17 protein-coding genes are annotated in these 19,924 nt (G+C 73.8%); 10 read left to right on the forward strand and 7 right to left on the reverse strand.

What is annotated here, in order from left to right:
• Window position 1: 1 nt before the first annotated feature.
• Window positions 2-1,780 (forward strand): peroxidase family protein, encoded by a 1,779-nt coding sequence (locus ACZ303_RS28705; protein WP_467343381.1) that lies wholly within the window; start codon window positions 2-4, stop codon window positions 1,778-1,780.
• Entirely contained in the window at window positions 1,780-2,067 is a 288-nt protein-coding gene (locus tag ACZ303_RS28710) for a hypothetical protein (protein ID WP_467343382.1), read from the forward strand. Before ACZ303_RS28705 ends, ACZ303_RS28710 begins: the two co-directional genes overlap by 1 nt.
• A gap of 6 nt (window positions 2,068-2,073) precedes the next feature.
• Here the strand turns inward: ACZ303_RS28710 and ACZ303_RS28715 are convergent, their stop codons facing one another.
• Entirely contained in the window at window positions 2,074-2,430 is a 357-nt protein-coding gene (locus tag ACZ303_RS28715; RefSeq protein WP_467343383.1) for a hypothetical protein, read from the reverse strand.
• Window positions 2,431-2,719: 289 nt separating this feature from the next.
• Here ACZ303_RS28715 and ACZ303_RS28720 point away from each other — a divergent pair, with 289 nt between their 5' ends.
• The 4 genes from ACZ303_RS28720 (at window position 2,720) to ACZ303_RS28735 (ending at window position 8,761) form a co-directional block, all read left to right on the forward strand.
• Window positions 2,720-4,120, forward strand: coding sequence for an FtsW/RodA/SpoVE family cell cycle protein (locus ACZ303_RS28720; RefSeq protein WP_467343475.1), 1,401 nt, complete (start codon window positions 2,720-2,722; stop codon window positions 4,118-4,120).
• A gap of 106 nt (window positions 4,121-4,226) precedes the next feature.
• On the forward strand, window positions 4,227-5,426 hold the full coding sequence (locus tag ACZ303_RS28725) for a cytochrome P450 (protein WP_467343384.1): 1,200 nt from the start codon (window positions 4,227-4,229) through the stop codon (window positions 5,424-5,426).
• 115 nt (window positions 5,427-5,541) lie between these two features.
• On the forward strand, window positions 5,542-7,173 hold the full coding sequence (locus ACZ303_RS28730; protein WP_467343385.1) for a carboxylesterase/lipase family protein: 1,632 nt from the start codon (window positions 5,542-5,544) through the stop codon (window positions 7,171-7,173).
• Window positions 7,174-7,219: 46 nt separating this feature from the next.
• On the forward strand, window positions 7,220-8,761 hold the full coding sequence (locus ACZ303_RS28735; RefSeq protein WP_467343386.1) for an ATP-dependent DNA ligase: 1,542 nt from the start codon (window positions 7,220-7,222) through the stop codon (window positions 8,759-8,761).
• Window positions 8,762-8,875: 114 nt separating this feature from the next.
• Here the strand turns inward: ACZ303_RS28735 and ACZ303_RS28740 are convergent, their stop codons facing one another.
• Window positions 8,876-9,289, reverse strand: a complete 414-nt coding sequence (locus ACZ303_RS28740; RefSeq protein ID WP_467343387.1) for an ankyrin repeat domain-containing protein — start codon at window positions 9,287-9,289, stop codon at window positions 8,876-8,878.
• A gap of 383 nt (window positions 9,290-9,672) precedes the next feature.
• Here ACZ303_RS28740 and ACZ303_RS28745 point away from each other — a divergent pair, with 383 nt between their 5' ends.
• On the forward strand, window positions 9,673-9,867 hold the full coding sequence (locus ACZ303_RS28745) for a hypothetical protein (RefSeq protein WP_467343388.1): 195 nt from the start codon (window positions 9,673-9,675) through the stop codon (window positions 9,865-9,867).
• A 34-nt stretch (window positions 9,868-9,901) separates the two neighbouring features.
• The gene (locus ACZ303_RS28750; protein WP_467343389.1) at window positions 9,902-11,530 is read left to right on the forward strand and encodes a hypothetical protein; all 1,629 of its coding nucleotides are present in this window, start codon (window positions 9,902-9,904) and stop codon (window positions 11,528-11,530) included.
• On the opposite strand, the gene ACZ303_RS28755 is transcribed toward ACZ303_RS28750, so the two are convergent.
• Window positions 11,518-13,032: an SCO1417 family PLP biosynthesis transcription factor gene (locus ACZ303_RS28755; RefSeq protein ID WP_467343390.1), complete on the reverse strand. Its 1,515-nt coding sequence runs from the start codon at window positions 13,030-13,032 to the stop codon at window positions 11,518-11,520. The two genes, ACZ303_RS28750 and ACZ303_RS28755, sit on opposite strands and share 13 nt — an antisense overlap.
• 132 nt (window positions 13,033-13,164) lie before the next feature.
• Between ACZ303_RS28755 and yczE the strand changes: the two genes are divergently transcribed.
• Both yczE and ACZ303_RS28765 read left to right on the forward strand, forming a co-directional pair.
• Window positions 13,165-13,863, forward strand: coding sequence for a membrane protein YczE (gene yczE / locus ACZ303_RS28760; RefSeq protein ID WP_467343391.1), 699 nt, complete (start codon window positions 13,165-13,167; stop codon window positions 13,861-13,863).
• 257 nt (window positions 13,864-14,120) lie between these two features.
• Window positions 14,121-14,495 (forward strand): RNA polymerase-binding protein RbpA, encoded by a 375-nt coding sequence (locus tag ACZ303_RS28765; RefSeq protein WP_087929069.1) that lies wholly within the window; start codon window positions 14,121-14,123, stop codon window positions 14,493-14,495.
• 104 nt (window positions 14,496-14,599) lie between these two features.
• Here ACZ303_RS28765 and fxsA read toward each other — a convergent pair whose 3' ends face one another.
• The 4 genes from fxsA to ACZ303_RS28785 form a co-directional block, all read right to left on the reverse strand.
• Window positions 14,600-15,163, reverse strand: a complete 564-nt coding sequence (gene fxsA, locus ACZ303_RS28770; protein ID WP_467343392.1) for an FxsA family membrane protein — start codon at window positions 15,161-15,163, stop codon at window positions 14,600-14,602.
• A 44-nt stretch (window positions 15,164-15,207) separates the two neighbouring features.
• Window positions 15,208-15,969, reverse strand: coding sequence for a polyprenol monophosphomannose synthase (locus ACZ303_RS28775; RefSeq protein ID WP_467343393.1), 762 nt, complete (start codon window positions 15,967-15,969; stop codon window positions 15,208-15,210).
• Complete coding sequence (gene lnt, locus ACZ303_RS28780; RefSeq protein ID WP_467343394.1) at window positions 15,966-17,690, reverse strand: apolipoprotein N-acyltransferase; 1,725 nt, start codon at window positions 17,688-17,690, stop codon at window positions 15,966-15,968. Before lnt ends, ACZ303_RS28775 begins: the two co-directional genes overlap by 4 nt.
• Before the next feature lie 498 nt (window positions 17,691-18,188).
• The gene (locus tag ACZ303_RS28785; protein WP_467343395.1) at window positions 18,189-19,850 is read right to left on the reverse strand and encodes an amidohydrolase; all 1,662 of its coding nucleotides are present in this window, start codon (window positions 19,848-19,850) and stop codon (window positions 18,189-18,191) included.
• Between the last annotated feature and the right edge of the window lie 74 nt (window positions 19,851-19,924).

Consider the following 19,924-nt stretch of genomic DNA (forward strand, 5'->3'; position numbering starts at 1 on the left):
GATGACGCCCGTACCGCGCCCCCGCCGCGAGTGGCACTCCCTGCCGTTCCCGCTCGCGCTCCTGGAGCTCAAGAGACAGCGGGAGCTGCTGCGCGCGCACAATCTGTACGACACCTACGGCGCCGGCGGTGAGCGCCCGCGCCGGCCGAGCCGGAATCCGCTGCCCTACCGCAGCTACGACGGTTCCGGTTACGACCCGGACGACGCCGACATGGGCCGGGCGGGCACCCGCTTCGACCGCAACTGCCCGCTGCCGGAGACCTTCCCGGACGCCGAGGACACGGGGCTGTTCTCGCCCAGTCCGCGCGAGGTCAGCCGGCAGCTGCTGGCCCGGCGCTCCGGGTTCCGGCCCGCGCCGACGCTGAACATGCTGGCCGCGGCCTGGATCCAGTTCCAGAACCACGGCTGGTTCAGCCACGGCGACAACAAGGTCGACGAGCCGCTGGACGTACCGCTCGCGCCGGACGACGACTGGGCGCGATGCCCGATGCTGGTGCGCCGCTCCCGCCCCGACCCGGTCCCCCACGCCGACGCCACCCGCCCGCCGACGTACGAGAACACCGTGACCCACTGGTGGGACGGCTCGCAGATCTACGGGTCGAGCGAGGCGCGGTGCCGGGCGCTGCGGACGGGCGAGGGCGGCAAGCTGGCCGTCCAGGGCGGCCGGCTGCCCGACGAGACCCACCCGGGGCTGTCCGGCATCGACCTGACGGGGTTCAACGACAACTACTGGGTCGGTCTGTCGCTGCTGCACACGCTCTTCGCCAAGGAGCACAACGCGATCTGCGACCGCGTCGCCGCGGCGCACCCCACCTGGGACGACGAGCGTCTCTTCCACACCGCCCGGCTGGTGAACGCCGCCGTCATGGCCAAGATCCATACGGTGGAGTGGACACCGGCGGTGATCTCCCATCCGGTGACGCGGGCGGCCATGCACATCAACTGGTACGGGGTGCTGCCGGCCCGGCTGCGGACCAAGGTCAGGCGGTTCGGCAAGGGGGAGGCGCTCTTCGGCATCCCCGGCTCGCCCGCCGACCACCATTCGGCGCCGTTCTCCATGACCGAGGAGTTCGTCAGCTGCTATCGGCTGCACCCGCTGGTGCGGGACGAGTACGAGATCCGCTCGCACCGCTCGGGGGCGCTCATCGACCGTACGGACTTCGAGCCGCTCCAGGCGCTGGCCACCCGGAAGGCGGTGGACCGCTGGGGCTGGTCGGACCTGCTCTACTCCTTCGGCACCATGAACCCCGGTGACATCACGCTGCACAACCACCCCGACTCGCTGCGCGATCTCGCCCGGATCTCCGGGGAACACGTCGACGTCGGCACGGTGGACATCCTGCGCGACCGCGAGCGCGGCGTCCCGCGCTACACCGCCTTCCGGTCCGCGCTGCACCGCCCGCCGGTGACCGGGTTCGAGGAGCTGACCGGCGGTGACGTGTCGCTGGCGGCCGAGCTGCGCGAGGTGTACGACGGCCGGCTGGACCGCGTCGACACCATGGTCGGGATGTACGCCGAGCGCAGGCCGCGGGGGTTCGCGTTCAGCGACACGGCGTTCCGGATCTTCGTGCTGATGGCGTCGCGGCGCCTGAAGAGCGACCGCTTCTTCACCTCCGACTACCGGCCCGAGGTCTACACCCCGGAGGGCCTGGAGTGGATCGACCGCACCGGCATGGTCGACGTGCTGCTGCGTCACCACCCGGAGCTGGCCTCCTCGCTGGAAGGGGTGCGCAACGCGTTCGCGCCCTGGCGGATGCTGCGACCGGGAGGGATCGGCTGATGGGGACGTACGAGACGGAGCACGCGCCCTGGTCGCGGCCGGTCCGCGCGCAGGCGGAGGTGTTGCGCGAGCAGGCCGGGAGGCTGCGCGCGAGCGCGGCCGCGGTCGATCTTCCCGGCGTGGAGGGCACGGTCTGGCGGCGGCGGATCGCCGTCCACGCGGACCGCGCCGAGGCGGCCGCGCGGTCCCTGGAGCGCGCGGCCGAGGCGCTCGCCCGGCACGAGGAGGTGCTCGCCGCTCTCGCGCGCCGGCGGCGGGAGAGCGGCGGGGCGACGCGGATCGAGTGAGGCGGGCTAGCCGGCGAGGGCCCGCGCCGCGTCCCGGGCGTACCAGCGGTCGTCGCGCAGCTCCGCCAGGCCGTGCCCGGCGAGCCCGTTGACGTGCTTGAGGACGGTGCGCGCCTGATAGCCCACCGCCTCGGCCAGCTCGTCGAGGGACGCCCCCGCCTCGCCGTACGCGCGCAGGCCCTCCCAGGTGCGGGTGGCGTGGCGGCCGAGGCCGGGATCGGCCGGGGTGGGGCCGGGTCCGTCGGCGGCGGTCCGTGCCACGGGCTGCGGGCGGGCCTGCGGGGCGGCCTGCCGGGCGGGGCCGACCGGCCGCGGGGTGCGGTCGACCCGGCGGTGCCGACGACCCTTCTGGCGTTTGCTCATGGGTGTACCACTGCTCCGTCCTGTGGCGGTTGTCCGCTGTCGTCCTGCTCTTCCCGGGTCAACTCGGGGCGATGTCGGGCGGTTACGGTCATTCCACCGTGTGTGCGAGCGTCGCGTGCGAACGACCCGCCGCGCACGGCGGCACATCGACGGTCCCGGCCGCGCGCGCGGGGGCGCCCGGCTCGTGGCACGCTTCCCGTTTACCGCCGCCGCACCCCATTCCTGAAGGTTCGTTCGGATACCTCGGGTTTCGTTCAGGTGACGCGGTCGAAGAGTGCTCAGTGTGACCGTGGAATCCGTGCGACGCGAGGACAGTGACCGGAGCGCGGCGACGGCGGAGCGCTCCCTGGCGTCCCGGCGGCGGGGGCAGGAGGCGCTGCTGCTCACCCTGGCCGTCCTGATCAGCTGTTTCGGCTACGCGTACACCGGGCTGTCCGTCAACGGCGAATTCCCCGACGGCTTCATCGGGTTCGCGGGGACCGTGGTGTGCCTGGCGCTGGTCCCGCATCTCGCGATCCGGCGCCTCGCCCCCCGCGCCGATCCGCTGATCCTGCCGCTGGCCCTCCTGCTGTCCGGACTCGGGCTGATACTGCTGTACCGGCTGGACTTCGCCTACAGCGCGCGTTACGAGGGGTCCGAGCCCACCGCCTCCGAGCAGTCGCTGTGGACGGTGCTCGGGGTGGCGGTGTGCGTCGGGGTGCTCCTCGTACTGCGCGACCACCGGCGGCTGCGGCGCCACATCCACGTGGTGATGGCCGGGGCGCTGGTGCTGCTGATGGCGCCCGCGTTCTTCCCCGGTGACACCTATGGCGCCAAGCGGTGGATCTTCGTGGGGCCGCTGTCCCTCCAGCCCGGCGAGTTCGTCAAGATCATGATGACGGTGTTCTTCGCGGGCCATCTGGTCACCCACCGGGACGCGCTGGCGCTGTCCGGGCGCGGCGCGCTCGGCGTACGGCAGCCACCGGGCCGTCAGCTCCTGCCGCTGCTGGGGGTGTGGGGCCTCAGCCTGCTGGTCCTGGTCTTCGAGCGGGACCTCGGCACCTCTCTGATCTTTTTCGCGCTGTTCGTGGTGATGCTGTACACGGCCACCGAGCGCACCGGCTGGGTGGCCGTCGGCGTGCTCCTGGCGGCCGCGGGAGCCACCGCCGTGGGTTCGGCCGAGCCGCACGTCCAGGGCAGGATCGCCGTCTGGCTGCACCCGTTCGCGGTCTATCTGCCCAAGGACCGGCAGCCGCCCGGCACCGGTTCCGAGCAGCTCGCGCACGCCCTGTTCGGCTTCGGCAGCGGCGGCGTCACGGGCACCGGACTGGGTCAGGGCCACCCGGAGCTGATCGGCTTCGCCGGCCGCAGCGACTTCATCCTCACCACGGTCGGCGAGGAGATGGGGATGGCCGGGACAATGGTGGTGCTGATGCTCTACGCGCTACTGGTCCAGCGCGGCATGAGCGCGGCGCTGGACTCGCCCGACCCGTTCGGCAAGCTGTTGGCGTCGGGGCTGGCCGCGGCGCTGGCCCTCCAGGTGTTCGTGGTGGGCGGCGGGGTCATGGGCCTCATCCCGCTGACCGGCAAGGCCCTGCCGTTCCTCGCCAAGGGCGGCTCGTCCCTGGTCGCCAACTGGCTGCTGGTGGCCCTGCTCGTGCGGATCAGCGACAGCGCGGGACGGGCCCGGGAGGCGCGAGCGCCCGCGTAGAAGTGGTCCTTCCTGTTCGGGAAAGAGCGTGGCCGCCGAGGCGGAGGGGGCCTACCGTTTGGGTGCAGACGACATCGGTACGGGGGACGCGAGAGAGGTGACACGGATGACCACCGCGGACATCGAGCCCGCCGCCTATCCGTTCTATCCGTTCAACGAGGCCACCGGGCTGGCCCTGTCCGAGCTGTACGAGCGAGCGCGCGGCGCCGAGGGGCTGCTGCGGGTCCGCATGGAGTACGGCGAGCCCGCCTGGCTCGTCACGCGGTACGCCGACGCGCGGCTGGTCCTCGGCGACCGGCGGTTCAGCCGCGCCGCCGAGGCGGACCACGACGTGCCCCGCCAGTCCCCCGGCCGGCGCGAGGGCGGCCTGCTGTCCATGGACCCGCCCGACCACAGCCGGCTGCGCACGCTGGCGACAAAGGCGTTCACCGTCCACCGGGTCGAGCGGCTGCGGCCGGACATCCGCGCCCTGGCCGAGGGGTTGCTGGACGAGCTGGTGGCGGCGGGGCCGCCCGCCGACCTCGTCGAGGACTTCGCGCTGCCCATTCCCGTGGCCGTGATCTGCCGGCTGCTCGGCGTACCGGTCGAGGACCAGCCGCGCTTCCGCGTCTGGAGCGACGCGGCACTGTCGACCAGCCCGCTGACCACGGAGGAAATCGACGCCGACACGGAGGAGTTGCGCGCCTACATGGCGGAGCTGGTCGCGGCGCACCGGGCGCGTCCCGCGGCGGACCTGATGACCGCGCTGATCGAGGCGCGCGACGTGGACGACCGGCTCTCCGAGCTCGAACTGGTCGATCTGTGCGTGGGCATCCTCATCGCCGGCCACGAGACCACCGCCACCCAGATCCCCAACTTCCTGTGCACCCTGCTGGACCACCCGGGCCGGCTGGAGCAACTGCGCGCCGACCCCGGCCTGATCCCCGGTGCCGTCGAGGAGCTGCTGCGTTTCGTGCCGTTCGGCGCGGGCGCCTCCTTCCCCCGCTACGCCACGGAGGACATCGAGGTGGGCGGCACACTGGTACGGGCGGGTGAGCCGGTCCTGGTGGCCGTCGGCGCCGCCAACCGCGACGCGCTGCGCTTCCCCGACCCCGGCACCCTCGACTTCGCACGGCAGGGCAACCAGCACCTGGGCTTCGGCCACGGCGTCCACCACTGCCTGGGCGCGCAACTCGCGCGCGTGGAGCTCCAGGAGGCGCTGCGGGCGCTCGCCCTGAAGCTGCCGGGCGTCCATCTGGCCGGGGACATCGTCTGGAAGACCGAGATGCTGGTCCGCGGGCCGCGCTCGATGCCGGTGGCGTGGTGAGACACGCCGGGGCACAGTAGGGGGTGTACCGGAGGCAAGTGAGCGGCGTGTGTCGTGGGTAGGTTCCCGGCGCCCGGGCCGACTTGGCCACTCCCACCGAAGGGGACGTCATCCCATGCCGGAGGTTCGACCGTCACCACGCCGGGGCGGTGCGCTGTGCGCGCTGCTCCTCACGCTGTTCACCCTCGTCACCGCCGTCGGTGCAGCGCCACCGGCCACCGCCGACGGCTCCGGCAGACCCGTCGTCGACACCGACCACGGGCCGGTGCGCGGCCGGGCGCACGGCGCGTACGCCACCTTCGACGGCATCCCCTACGCCGCGCCGCCCACGGGCCCGCTGCGCTGGCGGCCCCCCGCGCCCGCCGCGCCCTGGCAGGGCGTACGGGACGCCGGGGAGCCCAGCGCGCCCTGCGCGCAGGTGCCGCAGTTCGGCGGTGACGGCAAGGCCACCGGTTCGGAGGACTGCCTGTATCTGAACATCACCACGCCCACGCGCCCCGCGCCGCGCGGGGGACGGCCGGTCATGGTGTGGGTGCACGGCGGCGGATTCACCGTGGGCACGGGCTCCGACTACCGCCCCGAACCGCTGGCGGTCCAGGGCGACACCGTGGTCGTCACCGTCAACTACCGGCTGGGCATCTTCGGTTTCTTCGGTCACCCCGAGCTCGGCGCGCCCGACTTCGGACTCGCCGACCAGCAGGCGGCGCTGCGCTGGGTGCGCGCCAACGCGGGCCGCTTCGGCGGCGATCCGGGCCGGGTGACGCTGTTCGGGGAGTCGGCGGGGGCGTTGAGCACCTGCGCGCACCTCACCTCGCCGGCGGCGGCCGGCCTCTTCCACCGGGCCGCGCTGCAGAGCGGCTCGTGCATGACGACCATGCCGCCCGGCAGCATGACCCCCGACCTGCCCGCGTACAAGCCGTTCGTGCCCCGCGAGCAGGTCGAGGCCGCCGGCACGGCGGCGGCGCGCGGGCTGGGCTGCGACCGCCCGGGCGCGGTGCTGAGCTGTCTGCGCGGCCTGGGCACCGAACGGCTGGCGACGGCGCAGCTGATGCAGTCCTTCTCCGGCGTCGCCTACGGCAACGCCTTGCTGCCCGACCGGCCCGACCGGGCCCTGGAGCACGGCCGCTTCCACCGCGTACCGGTCCTCCAGGGCACCACGCGCGACGAGATGCGGCTCTTCGTCGCGTTCACTCTCAAGGAATTCCCCATCCGTGACGACCGCGACTACCGGGCCCGGCTGGTCCGCTCCTTCGGTGACGCGGCCGGTGCCGTCGAGGCGCTGTACCCGGCGGCGAAGTACCCGACGCCCGCCCTGGCGTGGGCCGACGCGCTGAGCGACGCCTCGTTCACCTGCGGCGCGCTGCGGGCCGACCGGTTGCTGGCCGCGCGCGTCCCCACGTACGGCTATCGGTTCGACGACCGGGGCGCGCCGCCCGTCATGCCCGGGCTGCCGGTGGTGAAGGACTTCCCGTACGGCGCGGCGCACGGCTTCGAGCTGCCGTACCTGTTCACGATGGCGACGGATCCGCCTCTCTCGGCCGCACAGGGCGCCCTGTCGGCGACCATGGTCGATTACTGGACGCGGTTCGCGCGCACGGGCGACCCGAACTCCTCCGGCGCGCCCTCCTGGCCCCGCTTCGGCGCCTCGGGTCCGGCGCTGTCCCTCGCGCCGGGCGAGGACGGCGTCAAGCCGGTCGACGCGGTCACGGAGAACCACTGCGCCTTCTGGGACGCACACCGCGTCTGATGCGGGTGTGGTGCGCGGGGCGCGTGGCCGTTGCACCATGAGGGGCATGCTGCTGGCCGAGATCGCCCGTGTGTCCCACGAGGTCGCCGCGACGAGCGCGCGGTCGGAGAAGACCGGCCTGCTGGCCGGTCTCTTCCGGGCGGCCGGTCCCGACGAGGCTCCGATCGCCATCACCTATCTGGCGGGCCGGCTGCCGCAGGGCCGGGTCGGGATCGGCTGGAGCGCCCTGCGCGACGCCCCCGCCCCGGCCGACGCACCCACGCTGACGGTCCGCGACGTGGACCGGACGATCGACGCGATCGCGGCCGTGGCGGGCAAGGGCGCGCAGACCGAGCGCAAGCGGCTGGTGCACGCCCTGATGGGCGCGGCCACGGAGCGGGAGCAGCGGTTCCTGCGGGGGCTGCTCGGCGGTGAGCTGCGGCAGGGCGCGCTCGACGCGCTGGCCGTCGAGGGGCTCGCGGCCGCGGCGGGCGCGGACCCGGCCGACGTGCGGCGGGCGGTGATGCTGGGCGGCTCGTCGGCCGCGGTCGCCCGGGAGCTGCTGGAACGGGGGCCGGCGGCGCTGGCGGACTTCCGGCTGGAGGTGGGGCGCCCGGTGCAGCCGATGCTGGCGCACACCGCCAAGGACGTCGACGAGGCGCTGGACCGTCTCGGCCCGTGCGCGGTGGAGGAGAAGCTCGACGGGATCCGGGTCCAGGTGCACCGCGACGGCGAGGAGGTACGGATCTGGACCCGCACCCTGGAGGAGATCACCGAGCGGCTGCCGGAGCTGTCCCGGGTGGCGCGGGAACTCCCGGTGACCCGGGCAGTGCTGGACGGCGAGGTCATCGCCCTGGACGAGGAGGGCCGCCCGCGCCCGTTCCAGGACATCGCGGGCCGCGTCGGCTCCCGGCTGGACGTGGCGGACGCGGCGGTGACGGTGCCGCTGTCGCCGGTCTTCTTCGACCTGCTGACCGTGGACGGCCGTGACCTGCTGGCCCTGTCGGTGACCGAGCGCCACGCGGAGCTGGCGCGCGTGGTGCCCGAGCCGCTGCGCGTACGCCGGCTGGTGGTGGCGGACCCGGCGGACGAGGGCGCCCGCGCGGCGGCGCGGGAGTTCGCGGCGGCGGTGCTGCTGCGCGGCCACGAGGGCGTGGTGGTCAAGGCGCTCGGCGCGCCGTACAGCGCGGGCCGGCGCGGGGCGTCCTGGCTGAAGGTCAAACCGGTGCACACGCTGGACCTGGTGGTCCTGGCCGCGGAGTGGGGCCACGGCCGCCGCACCGGCAAGCTGTCCAACCTCCACCTGGGGGCACGGCGCCCGGACGGCTCGTTCGCGATGCTCGGCAAGACGTTCAAGGGGCTGACGGACGTGATGCTGGCCTGGCAGACGGAGCGGCTGAGGGAGCTGGCGGTCAGTGACGACGGTTTTGTGGTGACGGTGCGGCCGGAGCTGGTGGTGGAGATCGCGTACGACGGGCTCCAGCGGTCGACGCGGTATCCGGCGGGGGTGACGTTGCGGTTCGCGCGCGTGCTGCGGTACCGGGAGGACAAGCGGGCGGAGGAGGCGGACACGGTGGAGACGGTGCTGGCGGTCGGCGAGGCCGGCTGAGGCCCCGGAGGGAGCTTGCCCCTGCCCCGCCGCCCGGCGTTCGATGACCGGGGTCCGGGGCGGAGCCCCGGCACCACCGGTTGACGTCCGCCGGGCGGAGGCGACGGCTTCTCCCTACTCGCCCCGGAAGAGCTCCAGCAGGTCCTGGCGCCCGAACACGCCGGCCGCCTCGACCGCGGAGGGCGTCCCCGCGTTCGGGTCGGCGCCGTGGGCCAGCAGGGCGCGGACGATCTCGTCCTCGCCCTTGAAGACGGCGCCGGCCAGCGGCGTCTGGCCGCGGTCGTTGGGGCGGTTCGGGTCGGCCTCGCGCTGGAGCAGGGACAGGACGGCGTCGAGGTGGCCGTGGTAGGCGGCCAGCATGATGAGGGTGTCGCCCCGGTCGTTGGTGAGGTTCACCGGGACTCCGGCGTCCACGTAGGCGGCGAGGGTGTCGGTGTCGCCGTGCCGCGCCAGGTCGAAGACCTTGCCCGCCAGCTGGAGCATCTCGGGGTCATGGGCGGGCTCGGGCTCGGGGCTCTGCTCGGTCATGGGCTGCGGTCCTCCGGTTCAGCGCCTGGCTGCGTTCGTCACGTGAGTGCTGCCCTACCCTACGTACGCCCCCGCAAGCGAAGATCACGGGTGCCTTTCGTGCGAGTCCCCCGGTCCGGCGGGATGCGGACGCGCCCGTTCGGGTGAATCCCGGATGGGCCCCGGCGGCGGCCGGGGCGGGGCGCGGCGCGATGGCGGTGTCTCCCGGGGGCGGGTTTCGAGCCGTGTTCAAGCGGTTCGCCCTTCCCGTCCTCACGACGACCCTCTCCACCGATCACGCGATCCGCATTCCGAGACCCCCGGATTCCGCTTTGCCCTATTAATACTTTCTGTGAGTCTTGAGAGACGCGTGGTGACCGTGCCCGAACCACCAGGAGAACGTCATGATCCTGTCCATCTCCGGCGTCGTACTGTTCGGCGTCATCGCCTTCCTCTTCTTCCGCAAGGACGGCCTCAAGCCCTCTCACGGCATCGTCTGCGCCCTGTTCGGCTTCTATCTGTCCACGACGGCCATCGCCCCGAGCATCAAGGCGGGCAGCGCGAGCCTCGCCGGCCTGCTGGGCGGCCTCAAGTTCTGACCGGCCCCCTCCGCACCGAATCCAGGAGACCGACGTGGGCCGGCGAGCACTCCCCAGCACCCTGTCCGACCGCACCTCCCCCGTGCGCGGGCGCGAGCTCGCGCGCTCCGCCGCCGACCACGCCGCCGATGTGCTCCATCCGCTGATCGTCATCGCGCGGGGGCTGCGCGCCCTGGCCGGCGCGGGGTGGCGCCGCTGGGTCCGCATGCCCTCCGACCGGCGCGGGCCCACGCTGCTGCTGGTGGCCTCGTGCCTGGTCATCGTGGCGCTCGTGCCGTACGGACCGATGCTCGGCAGCGTCACGCTGATGATGGCGGCGGCCTGGGCGGGGCGGGAGCGCGCGCCCGACGCCGCAGCCGACCGCCCGGAGGACCGCGAGGAGCGCCTCCGGACGCTGTACGAGGCGCTGGTGCCGTACCTCTCGGTGCCGGAGGACCCCGATCCGCTGTACGCGCACGGGGGCGGCTGGGAGCCGGCGTTCGCCGAGCACGCCTTCGACCACACCGGGCGGCTCACCTCCCTCCAGCTGCGCTATCCCGCCTACTTCACCGACGGCGAGGCCGAATCGCGGGCGCGGATCGAGCAGTTGCTCCAGGCGAAGACCGGCCGGGGACGGGAGTACCGCTTCGAGTGGGACGAGGAGGCCAACCGTCTCACCATGACCGTGCTGCCCCCGCTGCCGACCGACATCCTCGCCCAGCGGTTCGTGACCGCACCCGGCGAGATAGTCCTCGGCTTCACCGACGCCGCCGACGTCCAGCGGACGCTGCCGGTGACCGAGGGCGACCGGATCCGTGACGAGCCGCCCGTCGTGTGGCGCACGGGCCGGCGCTCCACCGAGCCGCACCTGCTGGCACTCGGCCGGCCCGCCGGCGGCACCACGACGCTGCTGCGCTCGATCGCGCTCCAGGCGCTCCCGCACGGCGACGTGCTGCTCATCGACGGCAGCGGCGCCGGCGAGTACGGCTGCCTGCTCGGGCGGGAAGGGGTGCTGGCCGTGGAGTCCTCGCCCGCCGGCGCCCTCGCCACGCTGGAGTGGGTCACCCACGAGACGGAACGGCGGATCCTGGCGGCCGCCCACGCCCGCCAGTTGGGGCGGCCGGCCCCGGAGGACACCCGCCGCCCCCTGTGGGTCGTCATCGACCGGCCCACCGTGCTGAGTCACCTCGCCGCGGACGAGGGGCGGCGCGATCCCCAGGCGTTGCTGGAGGTGCCGCTGCGCCACGGGCGGGTAGCGAACGTCACGATCGCCGTCGCCGAACACCTGGAGAACGCCGGGCTGCTCGCCGCACCGGTCCTCGCCCACACCCTCGCCCGGGTGGTCCTCGGCAGGGTCACGCCCGAGCAGGTACGGACCGCCCTGGGCGCGCCACCGCCCACCACACCGCCCCCGGACATGCCGCCCGGGCGGGGGTACGCGCGGCTGGGATCGGGGCCCGTGCACCGTGTGCAGGTGCCGGCCACGCCGGACCCGCACAACGAGGACACGGCCGAGTCCGAGCGGCGGGCGGTGCTCGAACTCCTGCCGGAGCCGTCGGTTCCGGTGCCGTACGGGGCGGAGGAGAGCCCGCCGGCCGCCGCGCGGGACGGTGCGGCCGCCGGAGCCCACGCCGCCTCGGGTCTCGCCGGCGACGGGGGCGCGCTGCGGGTTCAGGCCACGTAGGTCCGGGGCGTCTCCACGGCGGCGGTCGCGCCGCTGGCCACCAGGCGGGCGGCCTCGGCCAGCCGGCTCGCGGCCTGCTCGGCGACGGCGCCGTTGACGGTGAACGGCAGCCGGACGAACCCCTCGAAGGCCCCGTCCACCCCGAACCTCGGCCCGGACGGCACCCGCACCCCCAGCCGCTCCCCCGCCTCCGCGATCCGTGACCCGGAGAGCCCGCCGGTGCGTACCCACAGGGTCAGACCGCCGTGCGGAACAGTGAATTCCCAGTCGGGCAGGTGGCGTCGGACCGCGTCGACCAGCGCGTCGCGGTTCTCGCGCGTGGTGGTGCGCCGAATGTCCACGGCCGCGTCCCAGCCCTCGGTGGTCAGCAGCCAGGTGACGGCGAGCTGTTCGACCACGGGCGTGCCGAGGTCGGCGTACGCGCGGGCGGCGACGAGGCTGCGGATGATGTCGGGCGCGGCCCGCACCCAGCCGATGCGCAGGCCCGCCCAGAACGACTTGCCGGCCGACCCGACGGTGACGACGGTGCTGCCGGCCGGGTCGAAGGCGCAGACGGGGCGCGGCATTTCGACGTCCGGGTCCAGGCACAGGTCGGACATGGTCTCGTCGGCCATGAGCACCGTGCCCGCCGCCCGGACCGCCTCGACGAGCTCCCGGCGCTGTTCCTCGGAGGCGAGGGATCCGGTCGGGTTGTGGAAGTCGGCGATGACGTACGCCATGCGGGGCGCGGCGTCCCGCAGCACCTGGCGCCAGGCGGGGAGGTCCCAGCCGGCGAGCCGGTCGGCCATCGCCACGGGCACCAGCCGGGCCCCGGCCTCGCGCATGAGCTGAAGGACATTGGCGTACGAGGGCGACTCGACGGCCACCCGCTCGCCGTGCCCGGCCATCAGGCGGCAGATGGCGGCGACGGCGCCCATGGCCCCGGTGGTGACCATGATCTGTTCGGGCATGGTCGGGACGCCGCGGGCGGTGTAGCGGTCGGCGATGGCCTGGCGCAGGGCGGGCAGGCCGGCGGGGAAGTCGCCGTGGGTGTGGGCGTAGGGCGGCAGCTCCTCCAGGGCACCCTGGAAGGCCCGGGTCAGCCATGGCTCGGGGGCCGGCAGGGCGGCACAGCCGAGGTCGATGACGGAACCGGCGGCCTCCGGCGGCAGCGGGTCGAGGCCACGGGTGGGCAGCGGGTTCCCGGCGGGCACGGACGTCCAGCTGCCGGCGCCGCGCCGGGACTCCAGGAACCCCTCGCCGCGCAGCGCCTCATAGGCGGCGGCCACGGTCGTACGGCTGACGGAGAGGGCGGTGGCGAGCTCGCGCTCGGCGGGCAGCCGGGCGGCGACGGGGACGCGGCCCTCCAGGACGAGCAGCCGGATGCCGTCGGCGAGGGAGCGGTAGGCGGGCGCCCGGCGCCCGCCCAGGGGCGTCACGACGCCCGTGCCGTTCCGCCCGTGCTGCGAGCCGAGCAGTTGCGCCAGCTTCTGCGCCCCCACCGAAGAAGTCCACTGACTCATCTTTTGGGTCCACCTTCCCGCGATTGGCTATGGATCATTATCCGTCCCGGTCCACAGACTGTCACGCGGCAGGCCACTCGCACCATTGGCCTGCCGCCCATATTTCGCTGTTCCCGCACCAAGGAGGATCCGTTGTCCGCATCAGGGGGGTCGCGCCTCGCCCGACGTCTGCTTCAGCTGTACGTCGGGCTCGCGCTGTACGGGGTGAGCGGGGGACTGCAATTGCGGGCCGGGCTGGGACTGGCGCCGTGGGACGTCCTCAACCAGGGCGTCGCGCGCCACACGGGAATCTCGATCGGCACCGCCTCGATCGCCATCGGCGCGGCGGTGCTGCTGCTGTGGATACCGTTGCGGCAGCGGCCGGGGCTGGGCACGGTCTCCAATGTGCTGGTGATCGGCCTGGCGATGGACGCGACGCTGGGCCTGGTCCCCGCGCCGGGCTCGCTGTGGCTGCGGATACCGCTGCTGGCCTTCGCGGTCGCGCTGTGCGCGGTGGCGACCGGGCTCTACATCTCGGCGCGGTTCGGCCCGGGGCCGCGCGACGGCCTGATGACCGGCCTGCACCGGCGCACGGGCCGCTCGCTGCGGCTCGTACGGACCTGCATCGAGGTGGCCGTGCTGGTGACCGGCTTCCTGCTGGGTGGTTCGGCGGGGGCGGGTACGGTGCTCTACGCGCTGGCCATCGGCCCGCTGGCACAGTTCTTCCTGCGCTTCTTCGCGCTCCCGACGGCGGCGGAGGACCGGGTTCCCGGCCTCGCGGCGACCCCCGGAGCGGCCCCCACGACGACGGCCCCGCCGGTGGCGGCGCGCGAAGTTCCGGACCTGGTTTAGGTCGGGGACAGGCGGGCCGGTAGTGTACGCCTTCGACCCACCGGATGGACCGTTACTGCGCGCTAAACCGACAGAAACACAGGGTGACATCCGTTGCCAGATGTGACAAAACGGGCGCTGGTGGGTACAACAAGGGGCGGCACGACGGGCGACGCATGTCCCTACAACGGGAATCTTCACCGCCGACCGGACGTTGACCGGATGACGACGACAGCGACACCTGTCCTGTGGGCGACCAAGCCCGGGAGGCACGATTCATGAGTGAGCGAGCTCTCCGCGGCACGCGACTTGTGGTTACCAGCTACGAGACCGACCGCGGCATCGATCTGGCCCCGCGCCAGGCGGTGGAGTACGCATGCCCGAACGGGCATCGATTTGAGATGCCGTTCTCGGTAGAGGCGGAGATTCCGCCGGAGTGGGAGTGCAAGGCGTGCGGCGCCGTTGCACTCCTGGTGGACGGCGATGGTCCTGAGGAGAAGAAGGGCAAGCCCGCGCGTACGCACTGGGACATGCTCATGGAGCGGCGTACCCGCGAGGAGCTCGAGGAGGTGCTGGCCGAAAGGCTGGCCGTCCTGCGCTCCGGTGCCATGAACATCGCCGTGCATCCGCGGGACAACCGCAAGTCCGCCTGAGGGCGGCATAGAGAGAGCACCGTCAAGGGCCCGGGCCACTGCGTTCAGCAGTGGCCCGGGCCCTTTTCGTGCGTTCGCGTGGGTTGCGATGGGCTTCCGAGGGATCAGCGCGGCAGCTGGGGGTCGTCGTGACGCGGCGTCGGCGGCTCGTCGTCCCGGACGACCTCGCCCTGGACGACCTTTCCGTCGGGCATCCGCATCCGGGCCTGCTGGAAGGCGTCCCCGAGGGTGCTGGACGCCGCCGGGCGGCCCAGCCGCCGCTCCAGCCCCTTGCGCAGCACGGCGCGGGTCGGCGGGAAGAGGCACAGCAGCCCGGCCGCGTCGGAGATCAGCCCCGGCAGGATGATCAGCAGGCCGCCGAGCATCGTCAGGCCGTTGCCGCCGCCCTCGGGCGCGGTCGCCCCGGGCGCCGCCCCGCCGGTCTGGAACGACCCCGCCAGCCGCTTCCAGGCACGCCGCCCGGCCCGCTTGATCACGTACGAGCCGACCACCACCCCGCCGACCAGCAGCGCCAGGACGGTCAGCCCGCCCGCCGCGTCGGCGACGAGCGTCAGCAGCCAGATCTCCAGCACGGCCCAGACGGCCACCCCCAGGGGGATGAGCCTGCGGGCGCGGCTGCGCCGGGGAGGTCGGCCGTCCACGGTCTGCTGAGGTGCTCCGAACGTCATGCCTCAAGTGTGCCTGGGCCGCGGCCGGACGCCGGAGCCCGGGGTCAGCCCCGGCCGAGGGCCTTGCCGACCCGCGAGCCGACGCCCCAGGACGTGACCCGCCACAGGGCCTCGGCGACGATGTCGCGGCTCATCTTGCTGTCGCCCAGCTCGCGCTCGACGAAGGTGATGGGCACCTCCACGACGTGGAAGCCCGCCTTGACCGCGCGCCAGGCCAGGTCGACCTGGAAGCAGTAGCCCTGCGAGGCGACGTCCTCCATGCCGAGGCCCTCCAGCGTCTCCCGGCGGAAGGCGCGGAAGCCGCCGGTGACGTCGCGGATCGGGACGTCGAGGAGCAGCCGGGAGTAGGTGGAGCCGCCGCGGGAGAGGATCTCGCGGGATTTCGGCCAGTTCACGACCCGGCCCCCGGGCACCCAGCGGGAGCCCAGGACCAGGTCGGAGCCCTTGAGGGCGGTGAGCAGCCGGGGCAGCTCCTCGGGCTGGTGCGAGCCGTCGGCGTCCATCTCCACCAGGACGCCGTAGCCGTTGTCCAGGCCCCAGCGGAAGCCCGCGAGGTAGGCGGCGCCGAGCCCTTCCTTGCCCTTGCGGTGCAGCACCTTGACGTGGTCGTCCTCGCCCGCGAGCTCGTCGGCCAGCTTGCCGGTGCCGTCCGGGCTGTTGTCGTCGGCGACGAGAACGTGCGCCTCCGGTACCGCCGACCGCACCCGGGCGACGATGGACTTGATGTTCTCCGCCTCGTTGTAGGTCGGAATGATCACCAAGGTCGTGCCGAGCGGTCCGTATCGCCGCTGACCACCGTCGTTCACTGCTGGCCCCTCATTTTCCGCTCGTCCGTACGCGCCCGACGGCCGATCAGGAGTGCGGCCGCACAGGACAGAAGGCCCACCATAGCGAGCGCCCATTCGGGAGCCGCACCGGCGCGGTCGGCGACGGTGGTGCCGTCCCGCAGGGGGATGCGCGCCTCGATGACGTCCTGGGTGAATTCCTCGCTCCGGTCGAGCACCTCGCCGTCGGGCGCGACCACCGCGCTGATGCCGCTGGTGGCCACGGTGACCACGGCCCGGCCGTGCTCGACGGCCCGCAGCCGGGACATCGCCAGCTGTTGCTCGGGCTGGCCGGTGCGGCCGTAGGTGGCGTTGTTGGTCTGCACGACGAGGGCGCGGGCGCCGGCCCCGACCGTGTCGCGGACGATCTCGTCGTAGGCGACCTCGAAGCAGATGACGTCGCCGAGCCGGGCCGGGCCGATGTTCAGCACTCCGGTGTGGTCGCCGGGGTAGAAGTCGCGCTGGACGCGCTGGAGGCGGGTGATGACCTGGCTGAGCTGGTCCCGGAAGGGCACGTACTCGCCGAACGGCACGGGGTGCTGCTTGGTGTACGAGGCGCCGGGGCCCGTCCTGGGGTCCCAGACGATGCCGCTGTTGTCGACGTAGCCGCTCTTGCCCGGGTGGTCGACGAGCGCGCCGACGAGCACGGGGACGCCGACCGCCTTGACGGCCTCGTCGATGCGGTCGTACGCCTGCGGGTACTGGAAGGGGTCGAGGTCGGAGGAGTTCTCCGGCCAGATGACCAGGTCGGGCTTCCGCGCCTTGCCGGCCTTGATGTCGCGGGCCAGCTGGAGGGTGGCCCGGACGTGGTTGTCGAGGACCATCATCGGGCGGCCCAGGAAGTCCATACCGGGCTTCTCGACGTTGCCCTGGACCAGGGCGACGTCGACGGTGTCGTCGGCCTTCGTGGGGACGGGCACGGCGTATCCGGCGAGGGTGACGGCCACGGCCAGCGCGACGGCCTCGACGCCGGGGAGCGCGGCGCGCACCGTCCCGGGGGTCCGCGGGCCGCGCAGCCGCCGGGCGGTGGCCGCGCCGTACGCGAGGAGGCCGCCGGCGAGGGCGACGGCGAAGGTGACCAGGGGGGCGCCGCCGAGGGCGGCGAGCGGGGTGAACGGCGAGCCGGTGTTGGCGAACGCCAGCCGCCCCCACGGAAAGCCGCCGAACGGCAGCCGGTCGCGGGCCAGCTCCTCGGTGACCCACAGGCAGGCGCCCCACAGCGGCCACGCGGGCAGCCGCGAGAGCAGGGCGAGCCCCGCGCCCAGCAGGGCGAGGAACAGCGCCTCGACGACGGACAGGCCGACCACGGCGTCGTAGCCGACGACCCGCAGCCAGCGCAGCAGCACGAAGAAGAACGGCAGCCCGAAGGCGAAGCCCGTCCAGGTCCCTTGCCGGGCGGTACGGCCGCGCGTCAGCAGCCCGAGCGCGGCGACGGCCACGACCGACAGCGGCCACAGGTCGTACGGCGGGAAGGACAGGGCGAGCGCCAGACCGCCGAGCACGGCGAGCCCGCTGCGGGCCGCCTCGCGTCGCACGAGCCGCGCGAGGCGGGTGCGCCGGGTGGTGCGTGGGGCCGGGGGCGCGGCATCGACGGGGGGCCGCGGCGCGTCGGCGGCCTCGCTCGTCCCGGCGTCGGCTTCACCGGACCGTTCTGCGGCTTCGTCGCCCGTGGCGTCGGCGGTGGTTTCGGGACCCGGGGGCACGGTCGCGCCTTCCTGAAGCTGAGCGGTGATGAGCCGACCGTACAACGCCGGGGGCGGCCCCCGGATCCTGGGTGGGAATCGCGCCGCGCGCGGTATCGACGAATGGGGGCCCGGCGTCCTTCGGGCCGACCTGGGACCCGCTGGCTGCGGGTCGACCGAGAGCCGTTGTCTACTGAACATCCGGGCCCCACCCGGGTCGCACCTGGCCGGCCTGGCCGAACCTCCCTCGCCCCCGTGCGCTGAACCTGGCTGCCAGTGAGCGATGCGCCCTCTCCGGCGCACCGCCCCACGGCCCAGCGGCGTTCGACGACTGTGTGGAGATTCACCGGCCGGACGTCCTGTGGTGGACTCCGCAGAACCTACCCGCCGTCGACCACACCCTGTCAACACCGGCGCGACCTGGGCATATGCCATAAATCAGCAGGTCAGTACCGCGAGTGATCACCTAAGGCGACAGGCCGACGGCACGTCGTTCGGCGGTACGCGACGCACGTCACGTCACTCGTTCGGACGCTCTTGCGCGCTGTGCACCGTATGTCCGCCGACGACGGTGCGCAGGCACACCGGGAGCGGGGCGCCCGGCGTGAGGTCGGGCAGGCCGGGCGTACCGGAGCGCGGGTCCGTGGACCAGCTCGCGACCCGGTCGTCCGGTACCTGCACGACGAGGTCGCCCGCCGCCCAGATCGCGTAGTCGGCGGGCGCGCCCGGCACCAGGACGCCCGCGTCGTCACGGCCGATGGCCCGCCAGCCGCCGCGGGTGTGCGCGGTGAAGGCGGCCCGGACCGAGATCCGGTGCTCGGGCGTGCGGTGGAAGGCCGCCGCGCGGACGGTCCCCCACGGGTCGAGCGGGGTGACCGGGCTGTCGGAGCCGAGGGCGAGCGGGATGCCCGCGCGCAGCATGGCCGCGTACGGGTTGAGGGTGCGGGCCCGCTCGGCGCCCAGGCGCTGCGCGTACAGCGCGTCGTCGCCGCCCCAGGCGGCGTCGAAGGCCGGCTGGACCGAGGCGGTGAGGGCGAGTTCGGCGAAGGCGGCGATGTGCTCGGGGGTGAGCATCTCGGCGTGCTCGACGCGGTGCCGGGCGGCGCGGACGCGGGCGAGCCCCAGCTTGTCCGCGGCGGCGCGCAGGCCCTCGACGACGGCCGTGAGCGCCGCGTCGCCGATGGCGTGGAAACCGGCCTGGAGGCCCGCCTCGGTGCACGCGGTGACATGGGCGGCGATGGCGGCGGCGTCGAGATGGGCGGTGCCGACGCGACCGGCGTGCGAGCCGCCCGGCGACTCGGCCAGGTCGGCGTAGGGCTCGTGGAGGCAGGCGGTGTGCGAGCCGAGGGAGCCGTCGACGAAGAGGTCACCCGCCGCGCCGATCGCGCCGAGCTCACGGACGCGCTCGGCGTCGTTCGCGTTCGCGACGACCTCCGCCCAGTAGCCGACCACGCGCGGACCGGGGCGGCCGGCCGCGAGGGCCAGCAGCCCGGTGAGGTCGTCGGCGCCGGAGATCCGCGGCCCGGCGCACTCGTGGACGGAGCCGATGCCGAGGGAGGCGGCGCGGTCGAGCGCCACGGCCTGCGCCTCGGCCCGCTGGGCGGGGGTGACGCTGTCGTGGGCGGCGGTGCGCACGGCGTGGTGGGCGTCGCCGGTCAGCGGCGCGTCCGGGGCGAAGCCGGGCAGGTCACGGACGCCCGGGACAAGGTCCAGGAGGGCCGTGGTGACGACCGCGGAGTGGACGTCGGCGCGGGTGAGGTAGAGCGGCCGGCCGCCGGTGGCCTCGTCCAGCTCCCGGCGGGACGGGGGCCGCCGCTCCGGCCAGGCGCTGGCGTCCCAGCCGTGCCCGAGGAGGACCCGGTCGGCGCGCCGGGCGTCCGCGTGCGCCCGTACGCGCTCCAGGGCCTCGGTGAGCGTACGGGCCCCGGTGAGGTCGAGGCCGGTGAGCGCGAGACCGGTCGCGGTGGTGTGCACGTGTGCATCGGTGAACGCGGGGGTGACGAGGGCGCCGTCGAGGTCGACGACCTCGTCGACGCCGTCGGCGAAGGAGTCGGCCGCGCCTTCCGAGCCGACCCAGGCGACGCTTCCTCGCTCGACGACCATGGCGGTGGCGAAGGGGTCGGCGGGGCTGTGCACATCGCCGTTGCGCAACAGCACGGTCTTTTGGGGGCGCTCACTCATGGGACCAGTCTGTCCCCCACCCCGCCCCTTCCCGTAACCGGGGCTCCACGAAATACAGCCCGGCCGGCGTTTGA

It is taken from the genome of Streptomyces sp. NPDC023527 (genome assembly GCF_055560115.1).

What these genes read in the sequence shown, in the direction of transcription:
- ACZ303_RS28705 (WP_467343381.1), top strand. Translation starts at nt 2, where the DNA reads ATGACGCCCGTACCGCGCCCCCGCCGCGAGTGGCACTCCCTGCCGTTC.
- ACZ303_RS28710 (WP_467343382.1), top strand. Translation starts at nt 1,780, where the DNA reads ATGGGGACGTACGAGACGGAGCACGCGCCCTGGTCGCGGCCGGTCCGC.
- ACZ303_RS28715 (WP_467343383.1), bottom strand. Translation starts at nt 2,430, where the DNA reads ATGAGCAAACGCCAGAAGGGTCGTCGGCACCGCCGGGTCGACCGCACC.
- ACZ303_RS28725 (WP_467343384.1), top strand. Translation starts at nt 4,227, where the DNA reads ATGACCACCGCGGACATCGAGCCCGCCGCCTATCCGTTCTATCCGTTC.
- ACZ303_RS28730 (WP_467343385.1), top strand. Translation starts at nt 5,542, where the DNA reads ATGCCGGAGGTTCGACCGTCACCACGCCGGGGCGGTGCGCTGTGCGCG.
- ACZ303_RS28735 (WP_467343386.1), top strand. Translation starts at nt 7,220, where the DNA reads ATGCTGCTGGCCGAGATCGCCCGTGTGTCCCACGAGGTCGCCGCGACG.
- ACZ303_RS28740 (WP_467343387.1), bottom strand. Translation starts at nt 9,289, where the DNA reads ATGACCGAGCAGAGCCCCGAGCCCGAGCCCGCCCATGACCCCGAGATG.
- ACZ303_RS28745 (WP_467343388.1), top strand. Translation starts at nt 9,673, where the DNA reads ATGATCCTGTCCATCTCCGGCGTCGTACTGTTCGGCGTCATCGCCTTC.
- ACZ303_RS28755 (WP_467343390.1), bottom strand. Translation starts at nt 13,032, where the DNA reads ATGAGTCAGTGGACTTCTTCGGTGGGGGCGCAGAAGCTGGCGCAACTG.
- ACZ303_RS28765 (WP_087929069.1), top strand. Translation starts at nt 14,121, where the DNA reads ATGAGTGAGCGAGCTCTCCGCGGCACGCGACTTGTGGTTACCAGCTAC.
- fxsA (WP_467343392.1), bottom strand. Translation starts at nt 15,163, where the DNA reads ATGACGTTCGGAGCACCTCAGCAGACCGTGGACGGCCGACCTCCCCGG.
- ACZ303_RS28785 (WP_467343395.1), bottom strand. Translation starts at nt 19,850, where the DNA reads ATGAGTGAGCGCCCCCAAAAGACCGTGCTGTTGCGCAACGGCGATGTG.